Here is a 13,665-nt window from a genome sequence, read left to right on the forward strand (position 1 = left end):
GTTATTCGCCTTTTTTACCGCCCATATAGGCAACCCATATTTTACGTACACCACCCTCTGGAACGGCTAATGTTCCAGACCAGCCTTTTGGTAAAACCATGCCCTCGCCCTGAGTAAAGGTTTCTACGTTTCCTTGTTGATCGGTCATAACCATAGAGCCATCAAGCACGAACATCAATTCATCGTACTCTAAATCTTTATAGGTCATTTTTCCTGGTTTACTTTCCCATACGCCAAGACCAAAATTTTCATCCTTACTGTAGAAGTACTCATAGCCACGAGCGACTAAATCTCCACTTTCAGGTTCATAGGGTGCATATTCACCTAGGTTTTTTCCTTCGAGGCGAGCGCGATCCAAACGGATTAATTGCTTGGAACTGGTTGGCAAAGTTGCTGCATGTACAACTGGGAGAAAAACTTGCTCGTTATTAGTGAAGTTTCCACTGCTAAAATTACCCAGTATAAACATCAACAGGCTCCAAATAATAAGCCCTGCTACGGTTGTTTTTGTCGGGGATTTTTTAAATGTTTTCATAGGTTATCCTCTTGCTTTAAGTTAAATGAATTCCGGGTACTATTAGTATTCTTCCGGAAAAGTATCATGTTGTGGTAAATCATCATTAATGTTGTGCCAGGGAGCTTTAGATGCGACAAATATATGGTAACCAGGTGGACATTTTGGATCGCCATCGATGGCACTCATCGATAGATAAAAATCATCCGGCTCATCACTAAGGGCAACCATAATATTTGAGCCACAAGTTTTACAAAAGATCCGTTGATGAGAAGCTGATGATGCATACGTTGTCAGCTGTTCTTGTCCAGAAGTATATGAAAAATCGCAACGCCTAACACCGGCAAAAGTAGCATATGCAGCGCCATGAAGTCGTCGACACTGACTGCAATGACAATGACTGAAATCGTTAATTTCACCATCGACTTGAAACGTTATTTTGTTGCATTCACAGTGACCCGTTATCATTTTTGCTCTCCTAGATATATTTCTACTTTTTCGTTTAAAGACAAACTACTTAGCATTTTATTCGCTCCATTTTTGGATCAAATAACGGTCGCAATGAAGCTTGTGCCGGATATTTGTTGCCGGCTATCTCTATTTCCCAGCTATCATTTTGCACTTCATCGGAGCTGATCAATGGTTGTGACTCAACAAAGCCTAAGCCTACCGACGCTCCTAAAGTAAATCCATAAGCACCAGCACGCATATAGCCACAAAACTCGCCATTTCGGTAAATCAATTCTGCATGATGTAACAATGGCTTAGAGTCGTTTAGTTTGAACTGTAATAATCGCCCGCCTAATGTACCTTCAGCTTTTTGTTTGGCTAATGCTTTTTGACCAATAAAACCATCGGCTTTATCAAGCTTAACCGCAAAACCCAGACCTGCTTCAAGAGGGGTATCCATATTATCAATATCATGGCCATAATCCCGATAACCTTTTTCTAAACGCAAACTGTTTAGTGCCTGCAAGCCCGCATGTTTCAGATCATAAACTTTACCTGCGGCCACAATACGGTCATAAACCTGTAAAGCATGCTCGGTTGGAATATAAAGCTCCCAGCCTAGCTCACCAACATAAGTAACTCTGATAGCAATTACGCGAGCATAATCGATATCGATTTCTTTCGCTGATAAATACGGAAAGGATTCATTACTGACATCTGCATGGGTTAAATCCTCCATTAAACTTCTAGCTTTCGGACCATGTAAGTTTATTTGGCTGTAACTTGAGGTGACATCGGTAACAAATGCGTGCGCATTTTTGGCAATGTTTCTGTCCATCCACATTTTCACATGACCATGGGTGGTATCAGAGCAAATCACCATAAAGGTATCTTTTGTTAAACGGGTGACGGTTAAATCAGCTTCAAGGCCGCCATTTTCATTAACCCATTGAGTATAAACAATGCGCCCAGGCTCTACTGCGATATCATTACAACAAATATTGTTCAGCACCTTTTCGGCATCATTACCTTGTACTAAAAACTTTGCCATAAATGACATGTCCATCAAGGTCACGTCATTACGACAGGCGTGATGTTCAGCCTCCTGGTATTTAAACCAGTTTTGTCGTCCCCAGCTGTAACGTTCAACTTCGGCTTTTTCACCTTCAGGGGCAAACCAGTCAGCAAGTTCCCAACCGGCACTTTCAACGAAAAAGGCACCTGCGGCTACAAGCCTTTCATGCAATACCGATTGTTTAACATTACGGGCTGAGCTCATACCTAAGTTGGGGTAATGAGACTCGTACATTTTACCAAGTACTTCAACCAGGCGATCATCAAGATATTTAGGATTGCGTTGGCAAGGGTGAAAACGATTAACATTGAGTGCTGTAACGTCCAGATCAGGGCGGCCATCGACAATCCATTTGGCCAATAATCTACCAATACCACCTGCGGATAATATTCCAAGTGAATTAAGGCCACAGGCAACAAAGAAGTTCTGCAGTTCTGAAGTTTCACCGACCAATGGTGACAAATCAGGGGTGAAACTTTCAGGACCACAGAAAAACTTACGGATGCCTAATTCGCGAGCAGCAGGTACCCGTTCATAAGCAGCTTCAAGAAACGGTGCCATTCGCTCCCAATCTGGTTCTAGTTCACCAAAGATAAAATTTTCTGGGATATGCTGCAAATTCCAAGCTTTGGCTACGGGTTCAAACAGGCCTATCATCAAACTACCAACTTCTTCACGGTAGTAAGCGTAACTGTCTGGATCTTCTAATACAGGTAAATCTCGGTGCATTCCGTCCATATCATCAGTAATTAAATAATAATGCTCTGCGGCTTGCAGAGGCAAACTAACGCCGGCTAATTCACCAAATTGACGAGCCCACATGCCGGCACAATTGACAACATAAGTGGCATCAATATCGCCTAACTCTGTTGTTACCCCGGTAACTTTTCCTGCGCATTGTTTAACGCCGGTAACACTTACACCTTCAATAATTTTTGCGCCGCCCATTTTTGCCCCGCGAGCGAGCGACATGGTTAAATCAACAGGGTTTGCTCGCCCATCTTCAGGGGTATAAAACGCAGCAATAACATCATCAAATTTGGCTTTAGGCCAAAGCTCTTTAGCTTTTTCAACAGAGACTTCCTGACAATCAATATTACGAGTACGCATAAATGCCGCGCTGCGACGCATTTCTTCCAAACGTTCTTCATTGCAGGCCACTTGCAAATAACCCACTGATTTAAAGCCCGTTGCTAAACCGGTTTCCTGTTCGAGCCTTGAATATAAATCTCGACCATAGGTAAAAATATCGGCGCTGGTTTCATCGCTTAATAACCCTGAAACAATTAGACCTGCCGCATGCCAGGTTGTACCTGAAGTTAGTTGCGCCCGTTCAAGTACAACAACATCGGTATAACCTAACTTGGTAAGGTGATAGGCAACACTGCAACCTATGATGCCACCACCAACGATGACAACTTGGGCTTTTTCAGGGAGTGATATATTTTTTGTATTCATCAACGTTCACATATTTTACGGAATTGGGCATTATCAGTTTGTTTTACTTTTGTAATAAAGCATATACCGCTAAAGTGGTATTGTTTAAAAAACCGACAATAATAAGAATGTATTCATTGGTATTAAAAATAGAGATGCGTGTAATGGATGAGAGATTAAATATTGTTAAAGCAGGGTTGGAAGAGTTAGAGCAAGTAGCAACTCTTTTTGATTTGTATCGCCAGTTTTATCATCAAGATGCCAACATTGAACTTGCTACAAATTACATTGAACAAAGAATGAAAACCGATTCATCGGTAATTTATCTGGCGCTGGATAAAAACAAGCAAGCACTAGGCTTTACTCAGCTTTACCCAAGCTTTTGCAGTGTTGATGCAACCCCGATCTGGATTTTATATGATTTGTTTGTTGATAAAAATGCTAGGCAAAAAGGCGTAGGTAAAGCCCTTATGGCGCAGGCATTACAATTGGCAACCGAAACTGGAGCTTCTCGTATAGATTTAGAAACTGCAATAGACAACAAGCAAGCGCAAGCCCTGTATGAAGGACTAGGTTATGAACGTGATGATGAATATTATAAATATTGCTTAGAGTTATAAACTTACAGTTTTAAGCCAGCGAATATAAAGCTGTTCGGCAATTTGGTTTAACGCTCTCACATTTTCAACTACCGGTTTTAACATTTGCTCACCGTTTTGCTCAGAGCTGCTGGTTTTATTTAGATGGTGCTGATGCCTCTCTACCCAGTCTCGAAGTAATGGTTCAGTGATCTCTACATGGCATTGCATTGCCAGTACGTTATCACCATAGCTATATGCCTGATTTTTGCAGAACTCTGAAGAAAATAATGGTTTACCCTCCGGCGGAATGGTAAATGTTTCATTATGCCAATGAAACATCATAAATGTATCGGGGATATTCGTTAACCAGTCACTGCTATTCTCATCAATTCGAAAACATGGATGCCAACCTAGTTCATCTACTGAATTTTTAACCACTTTTTGGCCTAATGCTTTGCTGATCAATTGCCCACCTAAACAGTGGCCAAGAATTGGTATGCCAGAACTTAAAGCTTGTTTGATCAAATTTATTTCGGTGCTGACCCAGTCAATATCATCATTAACGCTCATGCTACCGCCCATAAATACCAGGCCAGCAATCGAGTCATCGAGCTGTGGAATTATTTCATCTTTATAACTGTGTATAAGACGATATGGGATACTTCTATGTTGTAAAAACTTTTCAAAGTAACCTGGTGCATCCTCTTCAGTATGCATAAAAATTAATACTTCTTTGCTCATTATTTTTCCTACAACTAAAGCAACTACTTAATTGGGCACTGGCACCAACGATTTTCTACGATGCATATAAAGGAATATACCAACATATAAACCCATTGCGATAATCGCCATACTGCCTGACACGACAAACATTGTACTGTAACCAAAGCCAGCACCTAAAATAGACGCTGAAATATTGGGACCAACAAATTGCCCAAAACCCTGTACGCTTGGCATCAAGGCAATTAAAGAGCCTTTTCTATCCATATGAGCCATCATAGCTGATTGATAAACATCAACAAAGGTCCATAAGGTCATAAAACCAAAAAGACTGACCATTACGTTCATGTCGGTTATACCAACACTGAGCATGGCGACTATGGCAAACATCGCTAAAAGTGAGATAAATAACGGTTTAAACAAGCCAAACCTTGAACAGATCAAAGCAAGAAAACAACCAACAATAGCAAAAATTGAAGACCAAGTTAACACTGGACCAATCCAATCTTCAGCCACACCATCGGCATGGGCAGCTAGTTCTATATAGGTGTAATAACCACCAATATTGACATAGGTAAACCCTACTGCAACCAAGCATAAAATCGGTAATATGCGCGGTACACGCCAATCTTCAACATCATTTTCTTCAGATTGTTGAATGGCCAGTTCTTCAGTATTTAATCCTCTATTTGGTAACCAGGGGATCATTGCCACACACATAATATTTAGAGCTATAAAGAACAGGTAAATCCCCTCTATAGACAGTTGCGGTAACGTATGTAATTCCAGAGCGGTGGAAAAAGCAAAGGCGAACAATAAGTAATTAAAGGCTTTAACCGGTTTTGTTGTGCCGCCTAAAGTAACGATAGCGATAGAAGTAAACATACCGCTGCCAAACCCTGCAGCAAGGCGAAGCCATAACACTTGTTCGTATTCAACCAAAGGGATACATAAACCATTAGCAGCCATTGAGATAGCCAAGCCGATAAATACCAGCACCCGGCGTTGCATTCTGGCGACAAAAAATGATGCCACTATGGCGCCAATTGAAAAACCACCAAGGTCGGCGCCAGCAACTCGACCAACCTGTTCTTCGGTAAATCCCAACATGCCCACCCAAGCAGTACTAAGAACAGGGACACTAACCATTACAGAATACCCCACTAAGGCTAATACTAGGGCAGTTGATATAGATCGCCATCCATCGAAGATGTTATTCCACTGGGTTGAAGCTGTGCTAGTCGTCATAGTTAACCTTAATTTTGATGTTTATTTTAATTATTATTTATCAATTACTTAAATGGAAACTGTTGGTTCATAATGTGTTATTTCTATGCTGCATATTTCAGTGTAATAAAAAACCTACTCTGAGTATCTACCCCTATGGGGTATTACTACTCAGAGTTATAGACAAAAATAAACTATCAGTTTATTCTAGAATTTCGCTAACCAATAATCCCAAGTTATGCAAAACAAACAACTTTTACAATCAGTAAATAATTACTTTCAGGCGTGGAATAACGCTGATGCAAAAGCTGTTGCCGCCTTTTTTAGTGAAGATGCGGTGTATATAGACACGGCACAAAACAAAGAATATCGAGGCAAAGAGATTGAGCAATATATCGCCAGAACTGTTGCCGGTACTGCACAAAAGATAGAATTTTCAATTGTCCAGCAGCCGGTGATCAATGGCGATGTTGTTTTTTTACAATCATCATTAAAAATTAAATCAGCGCAAGAAAGTCAACACCTAGAAAGTGCGGAATTGATCAAATTTAGTCATGGTAAAATCAGCATGCTGCAGACTTATTATAATTTAGATCAAGACATTACAGCACCAGCGCTTGAAAAAGATAAATACGCAAAGTCTGGGTTAGATCAAGCCCAAACTAAAGTTATCAAAACCAAGCTTGAAGCCATCATGGCACAACAAGAGCCGTTTCGAGATTCATCATTAAAACTGCAAGACTTAACCGAAATGCTAGATATCCGTCGTAATCATTTATCACAGATATTAAATAATGAGTATCAGATGAAATTTTTTGATTTCATCAATCATTATCGCTTACAGGCATTTTTAAAATCATTACACAACTGCGATTCAAGTGAGGTCAACATCACTGAACTTGCCTATGAAGCCGGTTTTAGTTCATCATCCGTTTTTTATAAAATATTTAAACGCTATCAAGAAATATCCCCAAGCCAATACCTTAAAAATATTCAACAAAGTGAAATAAAATAAGCTAAAAATTTTCTTGCTGCGGATACGCAGGGAAGTTTTCTGCATGCTCTAGGCATACACTAATACCCAGTTGATTAATTAATTTTCCACTTAGTGAAAATAAATTTAATTAAGTTGGTATAAGTTTATTCCCATTGATTTTTTGAGGCATACATGGCAACAAATAATACAGAATACGATGTCGTTATTATTGGCGCCGGCCATAACGGTTTAACTACGGCAGGATATCTCTGTCGAGCAGGTTATAAAGTAAAAGTTGTTGAGCAACGTGATGTGGTTGGCGGCGCTGCCGTAACCGAAGAATTCCACCCAGGCTTTCGCAATTCAGTATGTTCATACGTTGTAGGTTTGTTAAACCCTAAAATAGTCAAAGATCTGGAGCTGTATAAATACGGTCTGGAAATCATGATGGCTGAACAAGACAGTGTCTTTATTCCAAAAAATGACGGTGGTTATTTCTTAGTGACCAGCGATGATGAAGAAATGGACCGACAAATTGATGCCATATCGCCACAAGATAAAGAAAACTGGCACAAACTACATGATATTTTGGAACAATGCGCCGATGTTGTTCGAGATGTGGTGTTGGAAACACCAGCCAACATCGGTGGTGGCTTAGGCGATATAATGCGCCTTGGTAAAGTTGCTAATCGAGTGCGAAAACTCGATGCTGATATGCAGCACTATTTTGCCAAAATGATGGTGATGTCAGTGCAGGAATTTCTTGACGAATGGTTAGAGAGTGATTTGTTAAAAGCATCACTCAGCTCAACCTCGTTCATTGGTACTATGGCAAGCCCGTACTCACCAGGCACAGCATACGTACTTTTACATCATTACTTCGGCGAAATAGATGGAGAAAAAGGCGCTTGGGGTCATGCCAAAGGTGGAATGGGCTCAATTACCCAGGCGATGGCAAAATCTGCACAGGCGTTCGGCGCCGATATTGAAGTAAGCGCACCAGTGCAACAAGTTATCATTGAAAATGGCATTGCTCGTGGCGTTGAACTAAATGATGGAAGAAAAATTTATGCCAAGGTAATTGCCGCAAATACCAACCCCAAGTTACTGTTTAATAAACTCGTTGCCAGTGAACATTTAGAACCAGAATTCTTGCGTAGAATGAACAATTATCGTTGTATCAGTGGCACATTTAGAATGAATGTGGCGATCAGCGAGATGCCGAAATTTACCTGTATTGAACACTTGCCTGAGCAAGAGCAGGATCAAATTTTAAAAGGCATGGTAAGTTTAAGCCCTAGTATGGAACATTATGAAATAGCCTTTAATGATGCGATTCGTACCGGTTGGTCGAAAGAGCCTTCTTTAGAAGTTTATATTCCAAGCACTCTAGATGATACGCTAGCCCCTGAAGGCCAACATGTGATGAGCTTATTTTGCCAGCACTTCAACCCCAATTTACCCGATGGCCAGAGTTGGGACGATATTCGAGAGCAGGTTGCTGACCATATTATTGATCATCTGAACAAATTTGCGCCGAACTTTAAAGCCTCAATTGTTGGCAAACAAATTAAGTCACCACTGGATTTAGAGCGAGAGTTTGGTTTAGTTGGTGGCGATATCTTTCACGGCGTTTTAGCGTTTGATCAAATGTATAGCATGCGGCCAACCTCAGGTTATGCTGATTACAGAATGCCGGTGAAAAATTTATATTTGTGTGGCTCTGGTGCTCACCCAGGTGGTGGCGTATCGGGTTGTCCTGGACATAATGCCGCACGAGAAATAATGAAAGACTTTAAATGGCGACGTTTAGCTTAATAGTTAAGATTAATCATCATCCAAAAGAATAGAGAATAATTATGACAAATCCAGTTAAAAAAAGCGTGTTATGTGACCTTGTCAGTCGTCACAGCAATTTCGATTTCAATGAACACATCGCAAACACAGCGCCTGAAGATTACGATATTTGGAATGATTTTTGTTTACCCATGCATTATAGCGACGCCGCATTAGAGTATAAGACTTTGCGCTCAAGTTGTGCGATGTTCGACGCCTCACCGATGAAAAAGTATCGTATGAGAGGCACAGATTCTGGTCACTTTTTAGATAGAATTTTAACTGCTCCGGTAAGCCAACTCTCTGTTTTAAAAGCGGCTTATGGCCTTATTTGCAATGAACAAGGCTATTTAATTGATGACGGAATAGTAATAAAACTTGGCGCTGATGATTACCTGTTGCTTATTTCAGAGCTAGATCTTGATGACCATTTCGCAAAATATAACGACTTTGAAGATCTAGCGATTACCGATGAAACAGCACTATCAGCGGGTATAGCAATACAAGGGCCTATGTCTGGTAAAGTGATGCAACAAGTAGGTTTTACAGGTATCGAACAACTAGCCCCATTTGAGTTGAAATATTTCGACTTGAATGGTCATCAAATTCTTGTTGGCCGTCTTGGTTTTACCGGTGACTTAGGATATGAGATATGGTTCAGTCCGAAAGCCATTGAGACAATAACTAACGCTATCGAAAAAGCCGAACAAACTCTTGATATAAAGATTCCTGGCTATGGCTTAACAGCACTTAATATTTGTCGAATTGAGGCAGGTATGATTGTACCTGGTTGGGATACTGCCGGCACGTTTGAAGATTTGGCTGGTGAACGTACTCCATATGAATTAACGCTAGGTTGGAACGTAAAATTAAAGGGCAATGATGATTTTGTTGGTAAAGTTTCGTTAAGCAAAGAGAAAGTTTGCGGTAGCAGATTTAAAATGAAAGGCATTAAAATAAAGAAAAATTGCTTGCTCGAAGATGGCCATCAGCTTTATGGCGCTGTTGACGGAGTAAAGATAGAGATAGGCAGTCTGCCTTCAATTGTATGGCATGAAAATGCAGGATACTGGATAGGATTTGCCTCAATCGTCACCGATTGTGCAGATATAGAAAACATCTATGTTATTTGTAATAAAACCGGCAATGAAGTTGCAGGCGAAATATGTCAAATACCATTTGTTGATTTGCCACAACGCAATCAAGTACCAGCAAAATAGTGATGTAAATATATTAAACTTCCCCGTTTGGGGTATACCCAGCTGATATTGAATTAATTAGTCTAATTTTTAATGGTTAAAAAAATAACCTGATGTGAATGTTAAATAGTCAACCTGGGTGAGACCTCGAACATATGGATATATACACAACCAGCATACTGATCAGTATTGTCGTCTATCTATTCGTCGGCAATTATGCCGGCCGAAAAGTAAAACATTTAGAAGACTACTTTGTTGTTGGTCGTAATGCTCCTACCTTACTTATTGTTGGTACATTGGTTGCGAGTGTATTGAGCACCAATGCCTTTCTTGGAGAAACTGGATTTTCTTATGCTTCTCAAGGCGGTGCATATATTCTATGGCCGGCAATTTGGGTCGCGGGCTATATCTATGGCGCGTTATATTTTGGCCGATACCTTAGACGCAGTAAAGCATTAACCTTAGCTGAGTTTTTTGGCCATCGTTTTAACAGTAAATCGGTGCAAGCAGCTGCTGGAGTCACAATAGTGCTTGGTCTTGGTGGTTATTTATTAGCTGTAACCCAAGGAACTGCAGTTATTCTGTCGCAATTAACACCATTATCTTATACCCAAGGATTAATCACCTCTTGGCTCTGTTATACCCTATTTACTCTTTACTCTGGTTCTCGTGGTGTGGTTATAACTGACACCTTAATGTTCCTTCTTTTCACGATAATGAGTTTTGTTGCGCTTTATTACATTGTCGACACGCATGGTGGTTGGTTGTCATCATTAACCGATCTTATTAACTTAGACAGCAAACCTGATTTGATGACCTGGCACGGCATAGTTGGCAATGATACCGAATGGCAAACACCCAGGGATTATTTTATCTGGTCACTTATCACGGGAATAGCGTGGAGCTTTGTTGCTGCCGTAAGCCCGTGGCAGTCGAGTCGGTATTTAATGGCAAAATCTGAACATGTGGTTATACGTTCAGCTTGTATTGCTGCCATTGTTATTGCGGTAAGTAATCTGGCCCTTTTTGCAGCAGCTACCGTGGTAAACCTGAGCAAAGATGATATTTTCCCCCATGACCAAACAATGATTTGGGCGGCGATGAACATGATGCCATCAATAATGGGCGCACTGCTACTCGCAGGAGTGATGGCTGCGGCTCTATCTTCTGCCACTACGTTTCTCTCTTTAGTCGGCTTTAGTGTTAGTAATGATATATTTCCGCAAAAGAACAAAGATGATAAGTCATTGTTACGCTTCAGTCGTTTGGTCATGTTAATTGTCGGAATCATTGCTTTAATTATTAGTTTTTTCTTTCCCCCCAACCTTTTCTGGTTAGCTTATTACGTCGGAACCGTCTTTGCTTCATCTTGGGGACCGGTAGCCTTTATGAGTATTTGGAGCGATACAATTACCCCTCGCGGTGCATTTTGGGGCATCATCAGTGGGTTTGCTGGTAATGTCATTCTTCGTTTTTGTGACTCGTTTGGTTGGATTGATTTACCATCATATTTAAACCCAATTCTTGTTGGTGGTTTACTCAGCTATTTCGTTATTGTCATAATTTCACGTCGCGATAAAGTCAGTGAAATAGAGCGCTCTCGTCGACTTGCACTGCACCGTACGCCACAACATGAATGCAATAAAAAGCAAGCTAAAAAAACCCAGTTGGTGGCAATAGCGGTTATAATTTTTGGGCTTATTCTGACAACATTGCAACTCATTTATTATGTTTATCCATACCAACTAGCCACTGGAACATTGAATCCAGAAAATCGACTAGATTGGTTTACCATGGAGGCTATTTTAGCTCTGTGTTGGGCCGCAATTTTTGTGCCTTGGGGAGTAGTCACCTACAGAGCTATCGAACAATCTTATTGCCCAAAACCAACGTTAAATCAAGCAGTAAATCAGGGCGGTAAGTCAACGCAGTAAAGCATAATTTCTCTGCGGATACGCGCGATAGCATAAGAGTTTTAGAGGTTATAAGGTAGTAACTTAAATCTAAAAGAATAATAATTATTGAAACTTTAAACTTGGACAGCTTTTATGGAAAACAATACATTTGATGCCATCATTGTTGGTGCCGGTCATAACGGTCTAACAACTGCTAACTATCTAGCGATGGAAGGACTCAAGGTTTGTGTACTAGAGCAGCGTCACATTGTTGGCGGCGCAGCGGTGAGTGAAGAATTCCATCCGGGATATCGCAATTCAATCGCTTCTTATGTAGTTAGCCTGTTACGTCCAGAAGTTATTGCAGATTTAGAGCTTAAAAAATTCGGTTATCAAACCATCCCACTCGATAATGCGTTATATCTCGATTTAAGCGATGAGTATTTATTATTAACGGCTGACGAGGAAGAAAATCGCCGCCAATTTGCTAAGTTTTCTGAAACTGATTACGACTCATACCAAGAACTACACGACATTATTGATAAAGTCGGCGCTGTTGTAGCGAAACAATGGCTAAAATCACCGCCTAAATTGCATGGCGGCGGCCCTGCGGATTTACTCAGTGCAATAAAACTAGGCTTAGATTTTTACCAGCTAGATAGCGACACACGTTACCGCTTTATGCAGCTGTTTGTCAGTACACCAGATACCTTAATTGAACGCTGGTTTGAAAGTGATAAAATTAAGGCAATGATGGCACAACATTGTTTACCAGCAAATTACACATCATTGCATCATCCGGGCTCTTCGATGGCAATGTTACATCATGCCGTGGGCGGTATTGATGGACAAAAAGGCGCTTGGGGTTTTGTCAAAGGAGGTATGGGGGGGATCACCCAAGCCATGGCAAAGTCAGCCGAGGTCAAAGGTGTAGTCATTAAAACCAACGCAGGTGTTGAAAAAATCATTATTGAAAACGGCGCAGTTCAAGGCGTTGAATTAAAAGATGGTCAAAAAATATTTGCTGACATTGTTGCCGCTAATACTGATCCGAAACGAACATTTTTAAAACTTGTTGGTGCAGATCACCTGCCAAAAAGTTTTGCCAAAGATATTGAGGTTATTCGTCAAGAATCAGCGTCATTGAGGATGAATCTAGCGTTGAAAGGATTACCACAGTTTGCCTGTTTGCCGAGTGATATTGTAGGTCCTCAGCACTTAGGGTCTATTTCAATTATTGAAGATAAAGATCATGTAGAGCGCGCCTATCGTTCGGCACGTTCTGGCATACCCGCTGATCCGCCGCTAATTGAAGCGTTTATTCCAAGTACAGTTGATGATTCGCTAACAGATGAATCAGGGCATCATGTAATGAGTTTATTGTGTAAATACATGCCTTATGATCTTGCCGATGGTAAAAGTTGGGATGATGAAAAAGAAAAAGTGGTCAAAAATATCCTCGACTATTTAACAAAATATATTCCCAACTTGCCAGATATATTAGTCTCAACTCAGTGTTTGACACCATTAGATCTTGAACGAATGTTTGGTATGACCCGCGGCGATATTTGTCATGGTCGCTTAGAGCCCGATCAACTATTTAGCATGCGGCCCCATCCAGATGCGGCCCAGTACGCAACGCCAATTAAAGGTCTTTATTTATGTGGTTCAGGTTCTCACCCTGGAGGTGGCGTAACCGGTGCTCCGGGACATAACGCGGCAAAGCGCATACTTAAAGACAGATAAGCATAAATA

At 40.8% G+C, this 13,665-nt stretch carries 11 protein-coding genes; 6 read left to right on the top strand and 5 right to left on the bottom strand.

The window, feature by feature from the left end; all coding sequences use genetic code 11:
• Position 1: 1 nt before the first annotated feature.
• From RGQ13_RS17935 to RGQ13_RS17945, 3 genes are read right to left on the bottom strand one after another with little or no spacing between them, the layout of a single operon-like run.
• Positions 2-535, bottom strand: a complete 534-nt coding sequence (locus RGQ13_RS17935; RefSeq protein WP_348391095.1) for a cupin domain-containing protein — start codon at positions 533-535, stop codon at positions 2-4.
• Between the two features lie 42 nt (positions 536-577).
• On the bottom strand, positions 578-982 hold the full coding sequence (locus tag RGQ13_RS17940; protein WP_348391096.1) for a GFA family protein: 405 nt from the start codon (positions 980-982) through the stop codon (positions 578-580).
• A 49-nt stretch (positions 983-1,031) separates the two neighbouring features.
• Complete coding sequence (locus RGQ13_RS17945) at positions 1,032-3,497, bottom strand: GcvT family protein (protein WP_348391097.1); 2,466 nt, start codon at positions 3,495-3,497, stop codon at positions 1,032-1,034.
• 143 nt (positions 3,498-3,640) lie between these two features.
• Here RGQ13_RS17945 and RGQ13_RS17950 point away from each other — a divergent pair, with 143 nt between their 5' ends.
• On the top strand, positions 3,641-4,096 hold the full coding sequence (locus RGQ13_RS17950) for a GNAT family N-acetyltransferase (RefSeq protein WP_348391098.1): 456 nt from the start codon (positions 3,641-3,643) through the stop codon (positions 4,094-4,096).
• Here RGQ13_RS17950 and RGQ13_RS17955 read toward each other — a convergent pair.
• Together RGQ13_RS17955 and RGQ13_RS17960 are read right to left on the bottom strand one after the other, a co-directional pair.
• On the bottom strand, positions 4,091-4,798 hold the full coding sequence (locus tag RGQ13_RS17955) for a type 1 glutamine amidotransferase (RefSeq protein WP_348391099.1): 708 nt from the start codon (positions 4,796-4,798) through the stop codon (positions 4,091-4,093). The genes RGQ13_RS17950 and RGQ13_RS17955 overlap by 6 nt on opposite strands.
• Positions 4,799-4,825: 27 nt before the next feature.
• A complete protein-coding gene (locus tag RGQ13_RS17960; RefSeq protein WP_348391100.1) occupies positions 4,826-6,025 on the bottom strand; it encodes an MFS transporter in 1,200 nt (399 codons plus the stop codon).
• A 217-nt stretch (positions 6,026-6,242) separates the two neighbouring features.
• Between RGQ13_RS17960 and RGQ13_RS17965 the strand changes: the two genes are divergently transcribed.
• The 5 genes from RGQ13_RS17965 to RGQ13_RS17985 all read left to right on the top strand — a co-directional run bounded on the left by RGQ13_RS17965 (position 6,243) and on the right by RGQ13_RS17985 (position 13,656).
• Positions 6,243-7,019 (top strand): helix-turn-helix domain-containing protein, encoded by a 777-nt coding sequence (locus RGQ13_RS17965; RefSeq protein ID WP_348391101.1) that lies wholly within the window; start codon positions 6,243-6,245, stop codon positions 7,017-7,019.
• 153 nt (positions 7,020-7,172) lie between these two features.
• Positions 7,173-8,798, top strand: coding sequence for a phytoene desaturase family protein (locus tag RGQ13_RS17970; protein ID WP_348391102.1), 1,626 nt, complete (start codon positions 7,173-7,175; stop codon positions 8,796-8,798).
• Positions 8,799-8,839: 41 nt separating this feature from the next.
• Positions 8,840-10,036: an aminomethyltransferase family protein gene (locus RGQ13_RS17975; protein ID WP_348391103.1), complete on the top strand. Its 1,197-nt coding sequence runs from the start codon at positions 8,840-8,842 to the stop codon at positions 10,034-10,036.
• Between the two features lie 134 nt (positions 10,037-10,170).
• Positions 10,171-11,949 (top strand): sodium:solute symporter family protein, encoded by a 1,779-nt coding sequence (locus tag RGQ13_RS17980; RefSeq protein WP_348391104.1) that lies wholly within the window; start codon positions 10,171-10,173, stop codon positions 11,947-11,949.
• A 114-nt stretch (positions 11,950-12,063) separates the two neighbouring features.
• On the top strand, positions 12,064-13,656 hold the full coding sequence (locus RGQ13_RS17985; protein WP_348391105.1) for a phytoene desaturase family protein: 1,593 nt from the start codon (positions 12,064-12,066) through the stop codon (positions 13,654-13,656).
• Positions 13,657-13,665 lie beyond the last annotated feature (9 nt).

The organism is Thalassotalea psychrophila (genome assembly GCF_031583595.1).
Classification (GTDB): Bacteria; Pseudomonadota; Gammaproteobacteria; order Enterobacterales; family Alteromonadaceae; genus Thalassotalea_A; species Thalassotalea_A psychrophila.

Coding starts and splice junctions, on each gene's coding strand:
- RGQ13_RS17955 (WP_348391099.1), bottom strand. CDS start 4,798: ATGAGCAAAGAAGTATTAATTTTTATGCATACTGAAGAGGATGCACCA.
- RGQ13_RS17935 (WP_348391095.1), bottom strand. CDS start 535: ATGAAAACATTTAAAAAATCCCCGACAAAAACAACCGTAGCAGGGCTT.
- RGQ13_RS17965 (WP_348391101.1), top strand. CDS start 6,243: ATGCAAAACAAACAACTTTTACAATCAGTAAATAATTACTTTCAGGCG.
- RGQ13_RS17960 (WP_348391100.1), bottom strand. CDS start 6,025: ATGACGACTAGCACAGCTTCAACCCAGTGGAATAACATCTTCGATGGA.
- RGQ13_RS17950 (WP_348391098.1), top strand. CDS start 3,641: ATGGATGAGAGATTAAATATTGTTAAAGCAGGGTTGGAAGAGTTAGAG.
- RGQ13_RS17945 (WP_348391097.1), bottom strand. CDS start 3,497: ATGAATACAAAAAATATATCACTCCCTGAAAAAGCCCAAGTTGTCATC.
- RGQ13_RS17985 (WP_348391105.1), top strand. CDS start 12,064: ATGGAAAACAATACATTTGATGCCATCATTGTTGGTGCCGGTCATAAC.
- RGQ13_RS17980 (WP_348391104.1), top strand. CDS start 10,171: ATGGATATATACACAACCAGCATACTGATCAGTATTGTCGTCTATCTA.
- RGQ13_RS17940 (WP_348391096.1), bottom strand. CDS start 982: ATGATAACGGGTCACTGTGAATGCAACAAAATAACGTTTCAAGTCGAT.
- RGQ13_RS17975 (WP_348391103.1), top strand. CDS start 8,840: ATGACAAATCCAGTTAAAAAAAGCGTGTTATGTGACCTTGTCAGTCGT.
- RGQ13_RS17970 (WP_348391102.1), top strand. CDS start 7,173: ATGGCAACAAATAATACAGAATACGATGTCGTTATTATTGGCGCCGGC.